The sequence below is a fragment of the Streptomyces sp. NPDC000229 genome (assembly GCF_040300825.1).
Classification (GTDB): domain Bacteria; phylum Actinomycetota; class Actinomycetes; order Streptomycetales; family Streptomycetaceae; genus Streptomyces.
Window position 1 is genome coordinate 1 of record NZ_JBEPEL010000073.1, and the last position, 20,164, is coordinate 20,164.

The following is a 20,164-nucleotide window of genomic DNA, read 5'->3' on the forward strand; positions in this document are numbered from 1 at the left end:
GCCACGTCCGGCTCCGCTTCTCCGACCCGGCCGCGTACCAGTCCGCCGCCTCCGCACTGGGCGAGGTCACCCTCCCCCACCCCCGGCTCCACTCGGGCGAAGGGAGCCGCGTCGACGAGGCGCTGGCACTGCAGATCCCCAGCGACGGCAGCCAGCGCGAGCTGCGCGCCATCCTCGACTGGCTGGACGCGGTCGGTATCGAGGCGGACGAGCTGACCGTGCACACCCCCGACCTCGACGACGTGTTCTTCGCCCTGACCGCCTCCACCGTGCCGAGCCGGCCCACCCCGCCCAAGGAGACCGTCCGATGAGCTCCCTGTCCTTCGCCGTGCGCGATTCGAGCACGATGCTGCGCCGCAACCTGCTGCACGCGCGGCGCTACCCGTCCCTCACCCTGAACCTGCTGCTCACGCCCATCATGCTGCTGCTGCTCTTCGTCTACGTCTTCGGCAACACGATGAGCGCGGGCATCGGCGGCGGTGGCGCGGACCGCTCCGCATACCTCGCGTATGTCGTCCCGGGCCTGCTGCTGATGACCATCGGCAGCACCACGATCGGAACCGCGGTGTCCGTCTCCAATGACATGACGGAGGGCATCATCGCCCGCTTCCGCACGATGGCGATCCACCACCCTTCGGTGCTCGTCGGTCATGTCGTCGGCAGCGTGCTGCAGTCGATCACGAGCGTGGTCCTCGTGGGCGCCGTCGCCGTGGCCCTCGGCTTCCGGTCCACGGACGCGACCGCCCTGGAGTGGCTGGCGGCGTTCGGTCTGCTCGTCCTCTTCGCCCTGGCGCTCACCTGGATCGCGGTCGGCATGGGCCTGATCAGCCCGAACGCCGAGGCCGCCAGCAACAACGCGATGCCGCTGATCCTGCTGCCGCTCCTCTCCAGCGCCTTCACCCCGGTGGACTCCATGCCCGGCTGGTTCCAGCCGATCGCCGAGTACCAGCCGTTCACGCCCGCCATCGAGACCCTGCGCGGCCTGCTGCTCGGCAGCGAGATCGGCCACCACGGGTGGCTCACGATCGCCTGGTGCCTGGGTCTCGCGGTGCTCGGCTACTTCTGGTCGGCCTCGAAGTTCAACAGCGACCCGAAGTAGCCGCCATGACCGCGCGGGCCATCTCCCGCACCTCGTCCCGTCCGAGGGCGGCGTACTGCGACACCACGTCGGCGTACGTCGCCCCGTCGGCGTCTCCGGCCGCCCGGCCCCGGGAAGAACGAGATCCACAAACGAGAAACGGGCCCTCGCCCGGACTCAGGGTGGACTACGACGCTTCATTGCGCGCCCCCGCCTCGTGACGGGCCGCGTGACGGCCGGACGGACGGCTCAAGAGGTGGCGCGGGTCCGTGGCCCGGGTGATGGCGGTCTCGACGGCCGCGACCCGGTCGGCGAGCAGACCGAGTGCGGCCACCGCCCGGCCGAGGGCGTCGTCACCGGCGCCGCCCAGCGCCTGGGAGCGGATGTATGCCGACGTCACGGCCTCCCACCTCGCCCGCTGCTCACCGGTGAGCGTGCCGCGCAGGGCGGCGAGCTTGAGCAGGTTGGCTTCGGCGCCGGTGGTGAGGGTCTGCGCCTCGGCCGCGTAGTGGTCGTCGATGACGGCGGCCAGCTCGGCGTCGTTCATGGCCGGGGAGACACGCGCGGCGATCTTGTTCATGTTGCGGTACGAGCCCTGGAGCTGGAAGGGCGGCTCCGTGCGGCCGGAGCCGGCCTGGCCGGCGGAGGCGATGTAGGAGGCGTTGACGGCGAGGACCGTCCTGCGGACGGTGAGCAGGTGGCGCAGCACAGCCAGGATCGCTTCCAGCTCGGCAGGCGCACAGGGGTGGGCGAGCCGGTCGCGGCGGGCAGTGGGGTCGCCGGCGGCCATGTCCAGCAGCAGCTCCAGGTCGGCCCGCTCACGCCCGGCGAGCGGGGCGAGGACCGGGTGGGAAGTCAGCGCGTTCTCGATGAAGCTCAGGGCGAAGGCGTTCTCCTTGCCGGTCAGTACGTCGCCCAGGTTCCAGACGTCGGCGCGGTTGGCGAGCATGTCGGGTACGCGGAAGCGTTGTCCGGACTCGGTGTAGGGGTTGCCTGCCATACAGACGGCGAAGCGCTTGCCGCGCAGGTCGTGACCGTCGAGGGTGCGGGTGGCGTCGCACAGCGGCACGAATTTCTGCAGCAGTTCCGGCGAGGTGTGCTGGATGTCGTCCAGGTACAGCAGGACGTTGTTGCCGGCCGCCAGCGCGAAGTGGATCTTCTCGAGTTCCCGGCGGGCGGCCGCGTTCGGTGCCTCGGCCGTGTCGAGGGAGGTCACGTCATGCCCGAGAGCCGGCCCGTCGACCTTCACCAGCAGCAGTCCGAGGCGGTCGGCGACGTACTCCATGAGCGTCGTCTTGCCGTACCCGGGCGGTGAGAGGAGCAGCAGCAGCCCGCTGGTGTCGGCCTGCTTGGCCTCGCCCACGGCACCGATCTGCTTGGCGAGGTTGTCGCCGATGAGCGGCAGGTACACCTCGTCGACGAGCCGGCTCCGTACGAACGACGACATGACGCGCGGCCGGTACTCGTCCAGCCGCAGCCGCCGGCGCTCGTCGGCCACGAGCGCGTTCCTGCGCTGCTGGTAGGTGCGGAACCCGGGAACCACCCGGCGGGCGAAGTCGCCCGTCCTGGCCAGGAACTCGTCGAGGCGGAGGTGAAGGGTGCCCCGGTCGATCCTCGGGTGCGTGCCGAGCAGGCCGTCCACACGGGCGGTCAGCACGCAGTCCACGTCATGGCGTGGGAGCTCCGGGCACACTTCGATCGCCACGGCCTCGGCGAGGTCCCCCGCGTCCACGTCCTCGCCGCAGGAGGCGGCGTACGCGAAGAGCCAGCCCTCCACCAACCGCCGCGCGGCCGCCGAGTCCCCGTCGGCGAGGAGGATGCGCACGTCCTCGGCGTACGGCGAGGCGCCCACCGCCCGGTGGAACTTCTCCAGCAGCGTGCGGGCGGAGGGACCGGTCGTGAAGGATCCGCCGGCCGCCAGCTCCTCGACGAGGTACTCGGCCGCGGGACCGGTCAGCGCACCGGCCTCGGCCAGTTCGCCGCGCAGCGCGTCCAGGGCCGGTGCCGTCCCGAAGGCCTCCCTGGCCCGGACCAGCGACACGGCCTCGCGCGTCCAGGCCTCCCGGGCGGCGGCGGTCGTCCCGTGGGCCCAGAAGAGCTGGGCGGCGGCCCGTTCGGCGGCCGGGTGGCGGAGCAGCCCGGCCCGCTCGTGCAGCGGGAGCAGTACGGAGAGGACGGCGGCCGTGTCGTGGTCGTGGACGCCGCGCTCGTACCCCTCGTCGTAGGCGGCCTCGGCGGCCCGCCTGGTCAGGTCGGGCAGGTCGGCTCCGGCGAGGGACTCGGCGCCGTGCTCGGACAGCAGGCGCGCGGCCAGGTGTTCGGCACGGTAGACGTCGGCGTTCTCGGACGGCAGGAGCTGGTCCCAGTAGGGGCGGGTGTCCGCGAAGCCGGGGTCGGTGACCGGGCGGCGGTAGTCGGTGCCGGTCAGCGCGAAGGCCAGGCCGCCGTCCGCGTGCGGTACGAGCGTGAGCTCCGGCGGCCGGGTGGTGACGGCGAAGCGGTGGGCGCCCAGCCGGATGGTGTCGCCGCCGTCCGCGTACAGCTCCGTGCGGTCCCGCAGGGCACGCCCGGCCTCCTGACGGGCGGCCCCCAGCCGGCCCTCCAGCTCCTCGGCCCGCACCGGGTCGCCGAGAGCCCGCAGTTCACCGGCGGTGCGACGGACCTTTTCCACCATCGGGTCGGAGGCGAAGTAGGTGTTGACCTCGTCGGCGCTGTCCAGGGTGGACGCCCGGCGGGCGATCGTCTCCAGGACGCGGGAGGCCGAGCCGGCGAGGCGCTCGGCGCGCCGGGCGCGGGCGTCCTGGAGGGACTGCTTGCGGCCCGCGAAGGCGTCGTGGACCTCGGCGCGCTTGTCGGCGATCTCCGTGAGGAAACCGTCGTGGTCGGCGAAGCGCGACTCCAGGTTGTCCAGTTGGAGCAGCAGCCGGGCGAGCTGCGCGTCGCAGGATTCCGGGGTGTCGGCCGCGGCCAGGGCGCCGGTGACGGACTGGGCGAGGAGGGCGAACTCGGCCGCGAACGCCGCCCGGCCCTCCTGGTCGAGGAGTTCACGGCGGCGGGCGGCGAGGAGCGCACGGACACGGTTCAGGCCGCCCAGCACCTCGGCGATCCGTTCCAGGATGGCCGTGCGGGCGGTCGCGTCGCCGATGTCGAGGCCGGCGATCACCTCGGTGAGGTTCTGGAGGCGGTGGACCTGGACGTCGAGCCGCTCGGTGACCGTCGCCGCTCCGGCGGTCGTGGTGATCGCCCCGGCGTCGGTCGTGAGCCTTTCCACCTCCGCGTGCTGGGCGGTGAAGGCGTCGTCGCGCCGGAGGAAGGCGACCGCCCGCTGAGCGGTCGAAGTGATGTGCGCCTCGGCGTCCTCGGCGAGCGCGTCCACGGCCGCGGTGTCCGCGTACCGCATCTCCCTCAGCGTCACCAGGCGGCCCTGGGCGTGGCGCAGTTCGGTGATGCGCTCGATCCACTCCTCGGCCGTGGCCGGTGCCTCCCCGCGGACCCGCCGCACCAGCCGCTGGAGGTCCTCCCCGGCGCGGGCGAGGGCCTCGGCGGCCTGTGAGCCGAGGGCCTGTACGGTCTCGAACTCGCGCAGCACCTGCTCCGCGGTCGCCCGCACCTCCTCCAGGGGTGCGCGCAGGTCGCCCGCCTCCGCGTCGCCCAGCCAGGGGAAGCGGTCGGCCGTCCGGGTGCAGGCGGTGACCAGCGCCGCGTACATCTCGCCGGTGGCGGTGGTCCCGGCGACCTGCCGGGCGATGGCCAGGCAGTCCGCGATGCCGTGGACCAGGTCGGCGTTGCCGATGCGGGCGAGCGGCCCGTCGCCCTCGGGGACGGCCCCGGACACGTACGGCGTCCGCCACAGCTGCACCGGATGGACGCGTGCGGGCTCGCCGGACTCGGCGCGCAGTGCGGCGAGTGTGCCGTCGTCGAGGAGCGCGTGACCACGGCACGCGATGGGGGCGGCGATCTCCTTGCGGATGAGGTTGTACGGCAGCAGGAGGGTGCGGCCCTCCACCCGGGAGTGGAAGGCGTACAGCACGTCCTCGCCGTTCGGCGAGCGGACCGCCCGCTCGAACTCCATGCCGGAGGTACCGGAACTGCCGAAGGTGTCGAAGGTCTTCACGGTGCCGGTGGCCAGGAGGTAGCCGCCGGGGAAGACGATGCCCTGATCGCCGGGCAGGCGGCGGCAGGACTGCCCGATGCCGTCCAGCCGGACAACGGACCTGGTGAGCGTGTGGAAGACCAGGTGGCGCCAGGTCTCCTCCTTGTAGGGCCGCACCCGCAGCAGGACCAGGACGCCGACGACCGCGTACGCCACCTCCGCGTCCGCCAGCGACTGCAGGGGTTCGTCGACCGGCTCGCTGTGGATGCCCTCGTCGGTCTCGGTGTCGTTCTCGGTCTTCACGGTGAGCGTGCCGCCGACCGTGGAGACGAAGACCGTGCCGTCGGCGACCGCGATGTGCGGGTGCCGCCCGAGGACGTGATCGTCCCGGGTCGCCTCGGTCCACGTGAAGTCGTACGGGGCGGGGAAGACGTGATCGCGCTCGCCGCGGGCGTCGAGGAACCGCACCTCGCCGGACGGGGCGAGGGACCAGCGCAGGACACGGATGTCCTCGGCCTGGGCCCCCGTCCGGAACACCGCCAGCAGCTTGCCGTCCACGTGCCGCAGCCGCAGCAGCCGCGCGCCCTGGAAGTAGCGGTGCAGGGCGGCGAACTCGGAGACGAAGGCGGGGTCGTCGAGCAGGCCGGGCACCGCGTCGTCCGGGAGGCGGTTCAGGTCGCGGTCGTGGAGCGCGAAGACGTCGTCGGGCGACGGTGCCTCGTACCCGGCCAGCAGCACGTCGCCGACCGCGACGACGTCCCGGGCCACGAGGTCCCGCTCCGTGCGAAGGTGGCCGGTGGCGGTGAGGGCGAGTTCGTGGGCGCCGAAGGCCGCGACGCGTGCGGTGTTCAGGGCGTCGGCGCGGCGGGCCAGTTCACCGGCCCGCGCGTCGAGGCGGTCGCGCAACACCTCGTACGTACCGGCGTCCAGGCCGCTCGGCGTTCCGGTCCCCGTGCCTGCCACTGTCCCACTCCCTCACGTGCGTGTTCGGTCTCCGGAGCTGCCGCCCCCCGCGCGGCAGCTCCGGAATCTTCGAGACCCCGACGGATCAGTTCTTGACGGCTGCGCCGTTCAGGCCCGCGAGTTCGGCCACCGGCATGTCGGCCAGGCCCAGCTGCCGTGCCTTGCCGATCAGTTCGTCCAGTTGGCCGGAGCCAGCCGGCATGAGCTTCATCAGCAGGGCGGACACCGTCAGGTTCTGTACGTCAGCGGTGGACACCGACCCGAGGACCTTGGTGAGGTCCTCGGTGAAGGAGGCCGAGCCGTCCAGCCACGGCCCGGCCAGCGCCTGGGCGGTCTGCGAGCTGTCCATGAACCCGTCGACGCTCTTTCCGAGGGAGATGGCCCCGACGATCCGGTCGAAGAAGGCCGACTCGCCCCCGACGATGTTGATGTCGGCGTTCTCCAGCCCGGTGGCGAGCACCGTGGCCTGCGCTTCGGCGACCTGCCGCTGGACGTCGATCCCGGCGAGCCGGATGTCCTTCTCCGCCGCCAGGCGCAGCCGGAACTCCTCGTGGGTGCGCGACGCCTCGTCCAGCGCGGCCATGGCCGCCGCCTTCTCGGTGAGGCCCGCCGCCTCGGCCTTGAGCTTCTCGCCGATGGCGGTGGCCTCCGCCAGCGCCTTCTCCCGGGTACCGGCCGCCTCGGCACGCAGCCGGGCCTCGGTGGCCCCGGCCTCCGCGCGGCCTGCCTTCTCGATGGCGTCGGCTTCCTTCTCCCGTACCTGGACGGCCGCCAGGCCCTCGGCGGCGGCCTCGGCCTGGATGCCCTCCGCGAGGCGGACCTTGGCGCGGGCGTCCATGTCGGCGGCCTTGTGGCGCGCCTCGGCCAGCGTCAGTTCCTCCGCGGCACGGTGGATCGCGGCCTGCTCGGCGGCTTCGGCGGCCTTGATGTCCTTGACCAGCTGCTCCTGCGCCTCGGCCTCGGCCGCGATGACCACGGCCTGCCGCTTGCGCTCGGCCTCCTCGACCGTGCGGAGCTTCTTGATGGACTCCTCCTGCTCGGCGACCGTACGGTCCACCGCGACCCGCTCGCGGATCACCTCGGCGATCTCGCGGCGCTCGGCCTCGACCTCCTTCTCCGCCGAGATGCGGGTCAGCTCGGTCTCCCGTTCCCTGGCGATGACTTCGAGCAGGCGGTCCTTCTCGATGCGCTCGTTCTCGATGGCGATGACCCGCTCGCGGTTCTTCTGCGCGACGGCCACCTCGCGGGCCTGGTTCTCGCGCTGGATGCCCAGCTGCTCCTCGGTCCTGAGGAACGCGCTCTGCGCGCGCAGCCGCTCCTCCTCGGCCACCCGGGCGGTCTCGGCCTCCTCCTTCGCCCGTACGGTGTCGATCTCCCGCTTCTGTTTGATCTCCGCGTCGGCTTGCCGCCGCTCCAGCTCCAGGATGGCCTCGCGGGCATCGACGTTCTGCCGGGTGATCTCCTTCTCCTCCGTGCGCCGGAACTCATTGGTGCGCACGTGCTCGGCGGCCGTCAGCTCGGTGATCTTCCGGATGCCCTGGGCGTCGAGGATGTTCGAGGCGTCCAGCTGCGCGAGCGGCGTCTGTTCCAGGTGGTCGATCGCCGCGTCCTCCAGGCTGTAGCCGTTCAGATCGGTGCCGATGACCTGGATGATCCGGTCCCGGAACTCGTCGCGCTTGGTGTAGAGGTCGGTGAAGTCGAGCTGCTTCCCGACCGTCTTCAGCGCCTCGGAGAACTTGGCGTTGAACAGCTCCTGCAAGGTGGCCTGGTCGCTGGCGCGGGCCGTTCCGATGGCCTGGGCGACCTTGATGACGTCCTCGACGGTCTTGTTGACCCGTACGAAGAACGAGATGCGGATGTCGGCGCGGATGTTGTCGCGGCAGATCAGACCGTCCCGGCCGGTGCGGGAGATGTCGATGGTCTTCACCGAGATGTCCATGACCTCGGCCTTGTGCAGGACGGGCAGGACGACCTGCCCGGTGAAGGTCACGTCGACCTTCCGCATCTTCGACACGATCAGCGCTTTGCCCTGCTCCACCTTGCGGAACAGCCGGCTGATCACGAACAGCATGGTGATGACGATGAGCAGGACGACGGCCACGAGCACGCCGATGCCCCAGGAGATGGCATCCATGAGAATCCCCGGATCGAAGGGTGGGAGCTGAAGCAGGAAGGGGCGGCGGGTCAGCCGCGGGGGTCCAGCGCCGCGTCGAAGGGCGCGACCCAGAAGAACTCGCCGGCGTCGTCGTACGCGTACAGCAGTCCCGTGCTGCCGAGCCCCAGCGGGCCGCCGTCGTCCTGGCGGACCTGGACGACGGCGCTGGAGCCGTCCCGCGCGGTGACCTCGGCCTGGCCGAATTCCGCGTCCACCCGCCCGGTGCGGATGGTGCAGGTCGACCCGACGAAGTCGTGCAGGGACGGCCCGGGTTCATCGGGGAAGAGCTTGGCCAGGGGGCGTACGAGCGCCCGGGTCAGGCGCCACGAGCCGACGAGCGAGGCGAACAGCAGAGCGACCCCGAGCAGATGGACCGAGGCGGCCGGCCATCCCGTACGGGCGAGGAGCACCGACCCGGTGAGGCTGGAGAACCAGGACAGGACGATCAGCAGCGAGGCCGACACCGAGACGGGCACTCCGCCCAGGCTCAGCGCGTCGGTGTCCACATCCGCGTCGAAGCTGTCCGTGTCGGCACCGCCCACCAGCACCAGCAGCCAGAAGCCGGCGACCACCACCAGAGCCGCGGTGAACGACACCGTGGGGAACGTGGCGGCGGCCTGCCAGAACTCGCCCATGATGTGTCCCCCTGCGTCGTCCGCGCGGCACGATGATTTCCGGGTTACGGCATCGGTCTGGTGCGCCATCCCCGGCCCGGTCATGCTGGCAGGGCAGCACTCCCGTTCGCATTGCCGTCACCCGGCAATCTTTACGCCTCCCTGATGCCGGTGACGGCCACTCGGCCGCCCCGTGCCACCCTTGACGCCCACGCGTCGGGAAACCGTCAGCGGCGCGTCAGGAATGGGGGAGGCGCCATGGCCGAGCAGGACGGAGTAGAGCAGTATCTGGAGGGGTATGCCCGGATACTGATCGGGGTGTGCGCCACCGGCCGACGGCTGAACCGGGACGAGTTCGAAGCGCTGCGCTGTCAGGGCGAACGGGCTGCGGAGGCCGGCATCGGGCTCCGCCTCCTGGTGCGTGCGCATCTCGCCGCTGCCCAGGACGTACGGGCGGGGCTTCGTGGCGCCGCCGCCGACCACCTCCTCTCGGCGGTGGAGCAGGCGGTGGACGCCTTCGCCGAAGGCCACGAGCGGGCGCAGCGGCTTGCGATCCGTCAGCAGGAGGCGGCCCGGCGGGAGTTCATCGACGACCTGCTCCAGGGGCGCAGTGACGTCGGCCGTCTCGCCGAACGGGCCGAGCGCTTCGGGCTGTTGCTGTCCCACGCCCACGCGGTCGCCGTCGCCGAAGGGCCGGAGCCGTACGACGACGGCTATTCCGTCACCCGTAGCGTGGAGGCGGCCCTCGCGGCCCGCTTCGGGGACCGCCGCATCCTGCTGACCACGAAGAACGGCCGGCTCATCTGTATCGCGCCGGGTGACCAGGCCGACGTCCACACCTTCTTCGCCAAGCAGGCGCACGCCGCGACCGACGGCGGCCGGGTGGCCATCGGCCGGGCACACCCGGGCGTCGGCGGAGTCGTCCACTCCTACGAGGAGGCGCTCAACGCCCTGGACCTGGCCGAGCGCATGAACCTGGAGGACGCGGTACTGCGCGCCGCCGACCTCCTGGTCTACCCGGTGCTCACCCGCGACCGGCAGGCCATGGCCGACCTCGTACGCACGGTGCTCGGCCCACTGAAGCAGGCCCGCGGCGGCGCCCAGCCCCTGATCGACACCCTCACCGCGTACTTCGACACCGGCTGTGTGGCGGCCGAGGCGGCCCGGCGTCTGTCCCTGAGCGTGCGGGCGATGACGTACCGGCTGGAGCGGATCCACCAGCTCACCGGCGCCGACCCCGGCAACCCGGTCGACCGTTACACGCTCCAGACGGCCGTCGTCGGCGCCCGCCTGCTCGACTGGCCGGAGCAGGAGCTCTGAGGGGGCTCAGCGCTCGGCGGTACGCGGCTGCGGCTGCCGCCCCAGGAGCTCGGCCAGGCCCCGCCGGGTCGCGGCCAGCACGACACGGTCCTCAGGCTTCAGCACGTAGCCCGGGTGAATGTCCCAGACCAGGCCGGTGGGCTGCTGCTCGCCGTCGGCGGCACGCGGAGTGGCGAGGTCGGGGCGTCGTTCCGCCGGTGCCGTGGTGTCCAGGGCGAGGACGCGCCAGGCACCCGGCCGGAACGTCTCCTCGATGGTGCGGCCCTCCAGTTGCGGGTGGCCGGCGACCACCAGTGCGGCGAAGACGAGCACCTTGCGCTCGACGGGTATGGCGCCCAGGATCTGGCGGCCCATCATCGCTCCCGCGAAGGCGGGCGCGGCCAGGTGGGAGACGCTGCGGCTGCGGGTGAGCGCGTCGGGGTGGGCGGCGCGCAGGGTCCGGTAGACGGCGGTGGCGAAGTCGTCGTCGTACAGCCGCAGCGCCACCCGCAGATCAGCCTTGACCGTACGGGCGTAGAGGGCGGCCTCGAGGTTGGTGGTGTCGGAGCTGGTGAGCGCGAGCAGGGCGTGCGCCCGGTGGATCTTGGCCGCTTCCAGGACGCCCTCCTGCGTGACGTCACCGATCACGGTCGGCACGCGCAGGCGACGGGCCAGGGCCACACCGCGCGCCTCGGGGTCTTCCTCCACGCAGACGACGGGGATGTCGAGGCCACGCAACTGCGCCAGGACCCGGGTGCCGATCTTGCCGAGCCCGAGCAGGACCACGTGTCCGGACAGTCCCCGCGGCGGGCGGCGCAGGGCGGACGCGCTGCGGAACGCGCCCAGTGCCTCGAGGGCACCCGCCACCAGGAGTGGCAGCAGTGCGAGGCCCACGAGCCCGGTGAGCAGCTGGAGCACTTGGCGCGCCGTGCTCTCGCCGACGGCCGGGTCGTTGATGGAGAACAGGTCGAGCAGCGTGACGTAGGCGGCGTGCATCGGATGGTCGCCCGTGATCAGCCAGGAGACCACTGCCAGAGCGCACACGGCCAGGGCGGTGACGGCGACGGCCCAGCGCAGACGCCGGGAGAAGATCTCGGACAGGGGCAGGCCCCGGCCCGCCAGGCTTCGGGGCGGCAGCGCCGGACCCGTGTGGGTCACAGCCTCCAGGACGACGGTGCCCCGGCCGGTGGACGTGGTCACCGCACCTGGATCGGGGAGCAGCTGAGGGCCGGCCGTTCCGCTGCTGTCCGAGCCTTCCTCGCCGGCCGGGTCGTTGACGGTCGCGGAGAGCAGAGCGAGGGTGCACAGGCCCGGATCGCGGACCTCCCCGCGCCCGGGCGGGGTGCGTTCCACGGCACGCAGCAGCAGTCCGTCTGCGTGGACGACCTTGCTGGTGCCCGCGACCGCGGTGGCCGCAAGGGCGGGCGCCGCCGTGTCGGCGTCCGAGAGCACGGTGGTGGACGCGTCGACGGCGGCCGGGTCCAGGTCCGGCAGGGCGACGAGGGCGGCCTGATCGAGAAGCTGCTCCAGGTGCTGGCCGAGCTTGCGGTTGTAGAGCCGGATCACCAGCCGCAGGCCCGGGTTGAGGCGGCGGGCCGCGAGGGCAGCGCGAATGTTGGTCTCGTCGTCGTCGTACACAAGAGCCAAAGCTGCGGCCCGTGCCACGCCCGCCGACTCCAGCACCGTCTCTGTGGGCTCCTCGGCCTCCACCTCCTCCGGGGATCTTTCGGTCGAGGGCGGCGCCCCCGCCATCGCGGCGGAGACCCGCCCGAGAAGAACCGAGGCTCGTCCCTGGACCGGGACGGCCAGCCGAGGCCCGGCCGCGGGGCCGCCGCCAGGGTGGACGAGGACGACCCGCTCCCTGTAGACGTCCCGGAGTTCTGTGGCCAACCGGTGGGCGAGAGCGTCATCGCCACAGACGATCATGTGTCCGGCCGGGCCGCGCTGAGAGGTAACGGAAGACACGTACTCAGGTGTCCAATCGCTCGGGGTCTGTCGGCCGCGTCACATCGACTGGTTGCGCTCAACGGGTGAGCGGAATGCACGGGGACGAGCCGATCTTCATCACTCCCCGTCGATCAGCACCCGAGCGCTCGTCCCGACACCGCGGTGGGCGGCGGCGGATCACCTCTCCGGCATCCCTCAGGACGTCTGTGTCCGCCCTTCTTCCCGTCCCCCGCCGACCGGGCTCTGCTGGTCAACCGCCCATACTGACCATCGCGACAACCCGTCGCACTGCCACGCCACGGCAACGAAACGACCATTCCCCTGCCGGGCGCCGGCAATAAAGGCCGCCGATCGGCCCACTGGGGGGCGGGTACGCCCCATCGCCCTGTCCTCGGCCTGCGCAAGCACTCCTGGAAGCGTCTCGGCCGGACGGCCGGATCACGACACGACGAGGGTCCGCACGGCATCACCAGCGGGTGAGTGTCCGATGAATGGATCAAGCCGTCCGGATAACGGTCTGGTTTCGTTCGCTGGCACTTTCGAAGATTACTCATCGTTATGTGATCTGCATCACTAAAGAACACGTAAAGGTCGTGGTAGAACTGCGCAACTCCGCAGGTGGCACCACCCCTCGCCACCGCGCGGAGCGGCCGGCACGCACCGGCAGCACGACCAGGGTGATCACGGTCCGAGTCCGCGGACCGGGAGCCCGGGGTCGCCGATCGGACAACGGCGTTCGCTCAAAGACCGCACATCTTCCCGGCGCAACCTCCCATGCGCCGGTCCTGCGCCATCGAGGTAGCCACCGTGTCACTCGACTCCATCACCACATCCGTCGACGAAGCCGTCAGCGGGTTCTTCGAGCCCATAGCCGTCTGGCTCGAGGAGCTCGTCTTCTCCGAAGTCACCGTCGCCGGTGCCGGACTTCCGCTCATCGTCGTCTGGCTCGTCGTCGCCGGCCTCGTCTTCACGGGCTGGTTCGGGTTCGTCCAGATCCGCAAGTTCCGCCTCGCCGTCGACGTGGTGCGCGGGAAGTACGACGAGAAGGGGTCGGCCGGCGAGGTCAACCACTTCCAGGCCCTGACCGCCGCCGTCTCCGGCACGGTCGGACTGGGCAACATCGCCGGTGTGGCCGTCGCCGTCTCCATCGGTGGCCCCGGCGCCACCTTCTGGATGATCCTGTGCGGCCTGCTGGGCATGGCCACCAAGTTCGTCGAGGTCACCCTCGGTGTGAAGTACCGCGAGGTGCACCCCGACGGCACCGTCTCCGGCGGTCCGATGTACTACCTGCCCAAGGGCCTGGCCGACCGCTTCGGCAAGAAGGGCAAGACCCTCGGCAAGGTCCTCGGGGTCCTCGCCTCCGTCATGGTCCTGTTCTTCGGCCTCTTCGGCGGCAACCTCTTCCAGGTCAACCAGTCCTACGCGCAGCTCGTCTCCGTCACCGGCGGCGAGGACGGCCTGATGGGCTCCTCCGCCGGTGCGCTGTTCTTCGGCATCCTGGTCGCCGCGCTCGTCGGCATCGTGCTGCTGGGCGGCATCCGGTCCATCGCCAACGTCACCAGCAAGCTCGTTCCCGCCATGGCCGGCATCTACATCGCCGCCTGCCTGGTCGTCATCCTGGTCCACGTCACCGCCATCCCGGCCGCGATCGCCACCATCATCGAGGGCGCCTTCAACCCCCAGGGTGTCGTGGGCGGTGTGATCGGCGCGCTGATCATCGGCTTCAAGCGGGCCGCGTTCTCCAACGAGGCCGGTCTCGGCTCCGCCCCGATCGCTCACTCCGCGGTGAAGACCAACCACCCGGCGAGCGAGGGCCTGGTCGCCCTGCTGGAGCCGTTCATCGACACCGTCATCATCTGCACCATGACGGCGCTGACCATCGTCATCGCCAACCCGGCCAGCTGGGGCGAGGCCCGCGAGGGCAAGTCCATCGGTGGCGTCACCATCACCTCGGACGCCTTCGCCACGGTCATGCCGTGGTTCCCGTACATCCTCACCGTCGCGGTGCTGCTCTTCGCCATCTCGACCGTGCTGACCTGGGGTTACTACGGCCTCAAGGCGTGGACGCACCTCTTCGGCCGCAGCAAGGCCAGCGAGTTCAGCTACAAGGCCATCTACACCCTGTTCGCGGTCGCGGGCTCGCTGCTCACGCTGGGGACGCTGATCAAGATGGCCGACGCCGTGCTCTTCATGCTCGCCGTCATCAACATCATCGGCCTGTACCTGCTGGCCCCGGTCGTCAAGCGCGAACTCGCCTCCTTCCTGGAGTTCGTCCGCGCCCGCAAGGCCGGGGAGATCACCGAGCACGATGAAGACCAGGAGTCGGCGAAGACCACCGTCTGACCGCCCCCGCGGCCCGGCTCCTGGGGTCCCCCCGCCGAAGGCAGGGGGAGGGCCCGTCCACACCTCGCGCCTTGGTGTGGACGGGCCCTCTCGTCATGCCCGTCTGCCGCGTTTCAGCAGGTCACATGGGGTATGGCGGGTCATGCGACCGGCGGTTAGGGTGTAAAGAACGCGTCATCTCCCCGCCCAGGGCGGCTGTGTTCCGACGCGCGGTGTGCCGGGAAGTCTGGTCGGCGTCCCAGGGCTCGTATGCCCTCAAGCCGATCCCTCGGAGGTCTCCCCCCATGGCTGCCGCCCCGCGCGAGCGTTCCCCCTTCCTCGGCCTGCTCCCCCTCCCGGAGCGCAACGCCGTGGTCCAGGCGTTGCGGACCGAGACGGTGGGCGGGCTGGTGCTGCTGGCGGCAGCCGTGGTGGCACTGGTGTGGGCGAACACCCCGTGGAGCGGCGTCTACGAGCAGATCCGCGACTTCCACTTCGGCATACCGGCGCTCGGGCTCGACCTTTCCGTGGAGCATTGGACCGCCGACGGGCTCCTGAGCATCTTCTTCCTGGTCGCCGGCATCGAGCTCAAGCGCGAACTGGTCGTCGGCGAACTGCGCACGCCGGCCACGGCGGCTCTGCCGGTCATCGCCGCGCTCTGCGGCATGATCGTGCCCGCCGCCCTGTACGCCGCCACGGTCACGGTCGGCGGAGGCAGCCTGGAGGGCTGGGCCGTACCGATGGCCACCGACATCGCCTTCGCACTCGCGGTCCTGGCAGTACTCAGCACCCACCTGCCGGCCTCGCTGCGCGCCTTTCTGCTCACCCTCGCCGTCGTCGACGACCTCGGCGCGATCCTCATCATCGCGGTCTTCTTCACCAGCGACCTGAACCTGGCGGCGCTCGGCGGAGCCTTCGCGGGCCTGGTCGTCTTCTACTTCCTCCAGCGCTTCCGCGTGCGCGGCTGGTGGTGGTACGTGCCGCTCGGCGCCGTCACCTGGGCACTGATGTACAACGGCGGGGTCCACGCCACCGTCGCCGGTGTGGCCATGGGCCTGATCCTGCGCACCACTCGCGACAAGGGCGAGACCGCCTCACCCGCGGAGCGCACCTCCCACCTGGTGCACCCCATCTCCGCCGGTGTCGTGGTGCCCCTGTTCGCCCTGTTCGCCGCCGGTGTCGGCATCTCGACCGCGTCCTTGGGCGAGGTGTTCACTCAGCCGGAACCGCTCGGGGTCGTCCTGGGACTGGTCGTCGGTAAAACCCTGGGCATCTTCGCCGGCACCTACCTGGCCGCCCGCTTCACCCGAGCCCGGCTGAACCCCGAACTGGCATGGGCGGACGTCCTCGCCCTCGCGGTGCTGGCCGGCATCGGCTTCACCGTGGCCCTGCTGATCGGCGAGCTCGCCTTCCCCGACCCGTCCGCAGCCGAACGCGTCAAGGCCGCGGTCCTGGTCGGCTCCCTCCTCGCCGCCGCCCTGGCAGCCCTCCTCATCAAGCGCCGCAACGGGATCTACCGCCGCCTGTACGAGGAGGAGGAACGGGACGAGGACCACGACGGCATCCCCGACATCTATCAGCGTCCCGGTTCCGCCGAGCAGTGACGCGAGGGGCAGCCGTGATGGCTTCGTACGCGCCGAGCGGGCCGCCCCACACCCAGGCCAAGGGCACCCCGGCGTAAGGCGCGTGTGCGAGCGTGCTCGGTGCCGCACGTGCCGGCCGGGCCGTGGTGTCCACCAGCACTGCCCCACACAGCGTCGGACCGGCCGCTGCGAGCAGCCGGACGGGGCCGTGCCTGCCCCGCGGGCAGGCCGGATCCCAACCCGCGCTCAAAGCGACGGTGACGGGCGGCCAGAGCACCGTGAAGGCGGGCCGAGGGCCACGCCAAGAGCCCGCTTGCCGAGTCCACCGAGGCCGCCGCGTAGCCGGGCCCCGGTCCCGGGACAGAACAGGATCAAAAAATCAGGGCCCCGGCAGTGACTTCAGTCACTATCGGGGCCCGCACGCGCTCGCCGCCCGAACGCACCCGCACACCTGGCACACCTGCCACACAACGAGAAACGGGCCCTCGCCCGGACTTTCGTCTCTGGCGAGAACCCGTTTCGTCGGTTTCTCATGGTGCGCGAGGGGGGAGTTGAACCCCCACGCCCTTGCGGGCACTGGAACCTGAATCCAGCGCGTCTGCCTATTCCGCCACCCGCGCATTGGGTGTTGCCGCTTGGTTTCCCACCGTTTCCCCGGTGCGTCCCCCTGGCGACATCTGAAGATTAGCACGACGCGCGAGGTGGATTCACATCCGTTTGTTTCGGGCCCCCCGCCCGCGAACAGAGAGCGGAGGGGACGGGTAAGGGGAGGGAGCAGGGGGCCGACGCGGGCACCCGGCGCACGAGCCACACCGACCCGCCCGCGCCGCGCGGGCACCACAGGAACCTCACAGGAGACACCACGGGCAGAACAGGGAACTGGATCCCGCCGCACCCACTCCTCCAGGGTGCGCGTCAGGTGCGGGACACTGTCTGGAGGGCGCCTCTACGATCCCTGTGAGAGGTGACACTCGTCCACAGGGCAGAGAAGGGGAACCAGCCGATTTCCCGACGCGTGGATACGATCAGTAAGCAGTACCAGGACGGCAACGACGGAGGAGGTGCCCCATGGGAGTCCTGAAGCGTTTCGAGCAGCGTCTCGAAGGTCTGGTCAACGGCACCTTCGCCAAGGTCTTCAAGTCAGAGGTCCAGCCCGTCGAGATCGCGGGTGCCCTCCAGCGCGAGTGCGACAACAACGCCTCGATCTGGAACCGCGACCGCACGGTCGTCCCCAACGACTTCATCGTGGAGCTCAGCGCGCCCGACTACGAGCGCCTCAGCCCGTACTCGGGCCAGCTCGGCGACGAGCTGTCGGGCCTGGTCCGCGACTACGCCAAGCAGCAGCGGTACACCTTCATGGGCCCGATCAAGGTCCACCTGGAGAAGGCCGACGACCTCGACACGGGTCTGTACCGGGTACGCAGCCGGACGCTCGCGTCGAGTACGTCACAGTCGCAGGCACCGTCCAGTCCCGTCGGCCACGTCGGCGCCGGCCCGGCCGCGCCGCCGGCCGGTGGCCGCCCCGGTGGCTACGGCTACCCTCCCGCCGCCGCTCCTCCGATGCCGGCGGCCCCGCCGCCCGGTATCAACCGTCCGCCCGCGGCAGGCCGCCCGCCGGGCGCCGCGGGCCCCATGCCCGGCGCCCAGGTGCGCCGCTGGATCGAGATCAATGGCACCCGCCACCAGATCTCCCGCCCGACGCTGGTGCTGGGCCGCAGCACCGAAGCCGACGTGCGGATCGACGACCCCGGCGTATCGCGCCGTCACTGCGAGATCCGGACCGGAACGCCCTCGACGATCCAGGATCTCGGGTCCACCAACGGCATCGTGGTGGACGGGCAGCACACCACCCGCGCTACGCTCCGCGACGGCTCGCGGATCGTCGTGGGCAGTACCACCATCGTTTACCGGCAAGCCGAAGGGTGAAGCGGGGGCAATGTCAGAGCTGACCCTCACGGTCATGCGGTTGGGTTTCCTCGCCGTACTGTGGCTGTTCGTCATCGTGGCCGTTCAGGTCATCCGAAGCGACCTGTTCGGGACGCGTGTCACGCAGCGCGGTTCGCGCCGCGAGAGCGCGCGACCCCAGCAGGCCGCCCGCCAGCAGGCCGCGGCACCGCCGCAGCAGCGCCAGCAGTCCGGCCGTCAACGCCGCGGGGCCCCGACCAAGCTGGTCGTCTCCGAGGGCACCCTCACGGGCACCACCGTCGCCCTCCAGGGCCAGACGATCACCCTGGGCCGCGCGCACGACTCCACGATCGTCCTGGACGACGACTACGCGTCCAGCAGGCATGCCAGGATCTACCCGGACCGTGACGGCCAGTGGATCGTCGAGGATCTCGGGTCCACCAACGGCACGTATCTCGACCGGACCCGACTCACCACCCCGACACCGATTCCGCTGGGCGCGCCGATCCGCATCGGCAAGACCGTCATCGAGCTGCGGAAGTAGTACGACAATGAGCGAGCGGAGCGAGCGAGCCGCAGCGGTGCCCACAGGTGACCGGCACAGGCTCCCGACCGGAGGGTGGGCAGTGTGGCTCGAGACCGGCTGTACCCGGAGGCGTCGGAGTCGACAGGGCAGGTGCGTATGAGTCTGTCACTGCGTTTCGCCGCCGGATCGCACAAGGGCATGATCCGCGAGGGGAACGAGGACTCCGGGTACGCCGGTCCCCGTCTGCTCGCGATCGCCGACGGCATGGGCGGGCAGGCCGCCGGTGAGGTCGCCTCCTCCGAGGTGATCTCCACGCTGGTCACGCTCGACGACGACGTGCCCGGCTCCGACATCCTCACCTCGCTCGGTACGGCGGTGCAGCGCGCCAACGACCAGCTACGGCTGATGGTCGAGGAGGACCCGCAGCTGGAGGGCATGGGGACCACCCTCACCGCCCTGCTGTGGACGGGCCAGCGCCTCGGCCTGGTCCACGTCGGCGACTCCCGGGCGTACCTGCTGCGTGACGGCGTCCTGACGCAGATCACCCAGGACCACACGTGGGTGCAGCGCCTCGTCGACGAGGGCCGTATCACCGAGGAGGAAGCCACCACCCACCCGCAGCGCTCGCTCCTGATGCGCGCGCTGGGCAGTGGCGACCACGTCGAGCCGGACCTGTCGATCCGTGAGGTGCGGGCCGGCGACCGGTACCTGATCTGTTCGGACGGCCTGTCCGGCGTCGTCTCCCACCAGACGATGGAGGAGACCCTCGCCAGCTACCAGGGCCCCCAGGAGACCGTCCAGGACCTGATCCAGCTCGCCCTGCGCGGCGGTGGGCCCGACAACATCACCGTGATCGTCGCCGACGTCCTGGACGTGGATGGCGGCGACACCCTGGCCGGGCAGCTGAGCGACACCCCGGTGATCGTCGGGGCGGTCGCCGAGAACCAGCAGCAGCTGAACGACGGCGGCGCCATGGAGACCCCCGCGGGCCGCGCCGCCGGTCTGGGCCGCCAGGCACCGCAGCCGCCCGGTGGCGGCTTCGGCCCGCCCGGCAGCGGCGACGACCTCGGGTACGGCGGCATGCCGCCGGAGGGCGGCTTCGGCGCGTACAGCGACGAGGACTTCACCAAGCCGCGCAGCGGCCGCAAATGGCTGAAGAGATCGTTCTTCATCGTGCTCGCGCTGGCCGTGGTCGGCGGCGCGACGTACGGCGGCTACCGCTGGACCCAGACGCAGTACTACGTGGGCACCAAGGACAATCACGTCGCCCTGTACCGCGGCATCAGCCAGGACCTGGCGTGGGTCTCGCTCTCGGAGGTCGAGAAGGACCACCCCGAGATCGAACTCAAGTACCTCCCCGACTACCAGCGCAAGCAGGTCGAGGAGACCATCGCCGGCGGCAGCCTCGCCAAGGCCCAGGACAAGATCGAGGAGCTCGCCGTCCAGGCGTCCGCCTGCAAGAAGCAGGAGCAGCGCCAGCAGGCGGCCGACCGGGCACCCGCCGCACTTCCCGGTGAGGGCCAGGCCGGCGGCACCACCGGCCTCCCGACCGAGCCCACGCCCAAGCCGTCCACCAGCACCGCAGCCACTCCCACTCCGGGCCCCACCCTCTCGGAGGAGGAGCAGAAGCTGGCCTCGAACTGCGGCAAGAGCTAAGCACCCGTAGGGGGCCTTTCACC

General features: G+C 71.1%; 11 protein-coding genes, 1 tRNA gene and 1 pseudogene. 8 read left to right on the plus strand and 5 right to left on the minus strand.

Annotated elements, in window-relative coordinates:
• Positions 1-311, plus strand: a pseudogene (locus ABT360_RS27635) (ABC transporter); the annotation flags it as partial.
• Entirely contained in the window at positions 308-1,099 is a 792-nt protein-coding gene (locus ABT360_RS27640) for an ABC transporter permease (protein ID WP_351822040.1), read from the plus strand. The pseudogene ABT360_RS27635 and the gene ABT360_RS27640, both read left to right, overlap by 4 nt.
• A gap of 166 nt (positions 1,100-1,265) precedes the next feature.
• On the opposite strand, the gene ABT360_RS27645 is transcribed toward ABT360_RS27640, so the two are convergent.
• The 3 genes from ABT360_RS27645 to ABT360_RS27655 all read right to left on the minus strand — a co-directional run bounded on the left by ABT360_RS27645 (position 1,266) and on the right by ABT360_RS27655 (position 8,924).
• Positions 1,266-6,134 (minus strand): DNA repair ATPase, encoded by a 4,869-nt coding sequence (locus ABT360_RS27645; protein ID WP_351822043.1) that lies wholly within the window; start codon positions 6,132-6,134, stop codon positions 1,266-1,268.
• Positions 6,135-6,219: 85 nt separating this feature from the next.
• Entirely contained in the window at positions 6,220-8,268 is a 2,049-nt protein-coding gene (locus ABT360_RS27650; protein WP_351822046.1) for an SPFH domain-containing protein, read from the minus strand.
• 50 nt (positions 8,269-8,318) lie between these two features.
• Positions 8,319-8,924 carry a hypothetical protein gene (locus ABT360_RS27655; RefSeq protein ID WP_351822049.1) on the minus strand — a complete coding sequence of 202 codons (606 nt, stop codon included), beginning with the start codon at positions 8,922-8,924 and terminating at the stop codon, positions 8,319-8,321.
• Between the two features lie 237 nt (positions 8,925-9,161).
• Between ABT360_RS27655 and ABT360_RS27660 the strand changes: the two genes are divergently transcribed.
• Positions 9,162-10,223 carry a PucR family transcriptional regulator gene (locus tag ABT360_RS27660; RefSeq protein WP_351822052.1) on the plus strand — a complete coding sequence of 354 codons (1,062 nt, stop codon included), beginning with the start codon at positions 9,162-9,164 and terminating at the stop codon, positions 10,221-10,223.
• 6 nt (positions 10,224-10,229) lie between these two features.
• Here ABT360_RS27660 and ABT360_RS27665 read toward each other — a convergent pair whose 3' ends face one another.
• Positions 10,230-12,128 carry an NAD-binding protein gene (locus ABT360_RS27665; RefSeq protein ID WP_351822101.1) on the minus strand — a complete coding sequence of 633 codons (1,899 nt, stop codon included), beginning with the start codon at positions 12,126-12,128 and terminating at the stop codon, positions 10,230-10,232.
• Between the two features lie 828 nt (positions 12,129-12,956).
• Here ABT360_RS27665 and ABT360_RS27670 point away from each other — a divergent pair.
• Together ABT360_RS27670 and nhaA are read left to right on the plus strand one after the other, a co-directional pair.
• On the plus strand, positions 12,957-14,492 hold the full coding sequence (locus ABT360_RS27670) for an alanine/glycine:cation symporter family protein (protein ID WP_351822055.1): 1,536 nt from the start codon (positions 12,957-12,959) through the stop codon (positions 14,490-14,492).
• A gap of 284 nt (positions 14,493-14,776) precedes the next feature.
• Positions 14,777-16,075 carry a Na+/H+ antiporter NhaA gene (nhaA, locus tag ABT360_RS27675; protein WP_351822058.1) on the plus strand — a complete coding sequence of 433 codons (1,299 nt, stop codon included), beginning with the start codon at positions 14,777-14,779 and terminating at the stop codon, positions 16,073-16,075.
• Positions 16,076-16,587: 512 nt separating this feature from the next.
• On the opposite strand, the gene ABT360_RS27680 is transcribed toward nhaA, so the two are convergent.
• A tRNA-Leu gene (locus ABT360_RS27680) sits at positions 16,588-16,674 on the minus strand.
• A gap of 448 nt (positions 16,675-17,122) precedes the next feature.
• Between ABT360_RS27680 and ABT360_RS27685 the strand changes: the two genes are divergently transcribed.
• The 3 genes from ABT360_RS27685 to ABT360_RS27695 all read left to right on the plus strand — a co-directional run bounded on the left by ABT360_RS27685 (position 17,123) and on the right by ABT360_RS27695 (position 20,141).
• Positions 17,123-17,980, plus strand: coding sequence for a DUF3662 and FHA domain-containing protein (locus ABT360_RS27685; RefSeq protein WP_351822061.1), 858 nt, complete (start codon positions 17,123-17,125; stop codon positions 17,978-17,980).
• Between the two features lie 10 nt (positions 17,981-17,990).
• On the plus strand, positions 17,991-18,503 hold the full coding sequence (locus ABT360_RS27690) for an FHA domain-containing protein FhaB/FipA (RefSeq protein ID WP_351822064.1): 513 nt from the start codon (positions 17,991-17,993) through the stop codon (positions 18,501-18,503).
• 138 nt (positions 18,504-18,641) lie between these two features.
• Positions 18,642-20,141: a Stp1/IreP family PP2C-type Ser/Thr phosphatase gene (locus ABT360_RS27695; RefSeq protein ID WP_351822067.1), complete on the plus strand. Its 1,500-nt coding sequence runs from the start codon at positions 18,642-18,644 to the stop codon at positions 20,139-20,141.
• Positions 20,142-20,164: the final 23 nt, after the last annotated feature.

Bases quoted from the DNA above. Each gene is read 5' to 3' on its own strand.
- ABT360_RS27655 (WP_351822049.1), bottom strand. From the start codon at position 8,924: ATGGGCGAGTTCTGGCAGGCCGCCGCCACGTTCCCCACGGTGTCGTTC.
- nhaA (WP_351822058.1), top strand. From the start codon at position 14,777: ATGGCTGCCGCCCCGCGCGAGCGTTCCCCCTTCCTCGGCCTGCTCCCC.
- ABT360_RS27695 (WP_351822067.1), top strand. From the start codon at position 18,642: ATGAGTCTGTCACTGCGTTTCGCCGCCGGATCGCACAAGGGCATGATC.
- ABT360_RS27660 (WP_351822052.1), top strand. From the start codon at position 9,162: ATGGCCGAGCAGGACGGAGTAGAGCAGTATCTGGAGGGGTATGCCCGG.
- ABT360_RS27640 (WP_351822040.1), top strand. From the start codon at position 308: ATGAGCTCCCTGTCCTTCGCCGTGCGCGATTCGAGCACGATGCTGCGC.
- ABT360_RS27685 (WP_351822061.1), top strand. From the start codon at position 17,123: ATGGGAGTCCTGAAGCGTTTCGAGCAGCGTCTCGAAGGTCTGGTCAAC.
- ABT360_RS27690 (WP_351822064.1), top strand. From the start codon at position 17,991: ATGTCAGAGCTGACCCTCACGGTCATGCGGTTGGGTTTCCTCGCCGTA.
- ABT360_RS27650 (WP_351822046.1), bottom strand. From the start codon at position 8,268: ATGGATGCCATCTCCTGGGGCATCGGCGTGCTCGTGGCCGTCGTCCTG.
- ABT360_RS27665 (WP_351822101.1), bottom strand. From the start codon at position 12,128: ATGATCGTCTGTGGCGATGACGCTCTCGCCCACCGGTTGGCCACAGAA.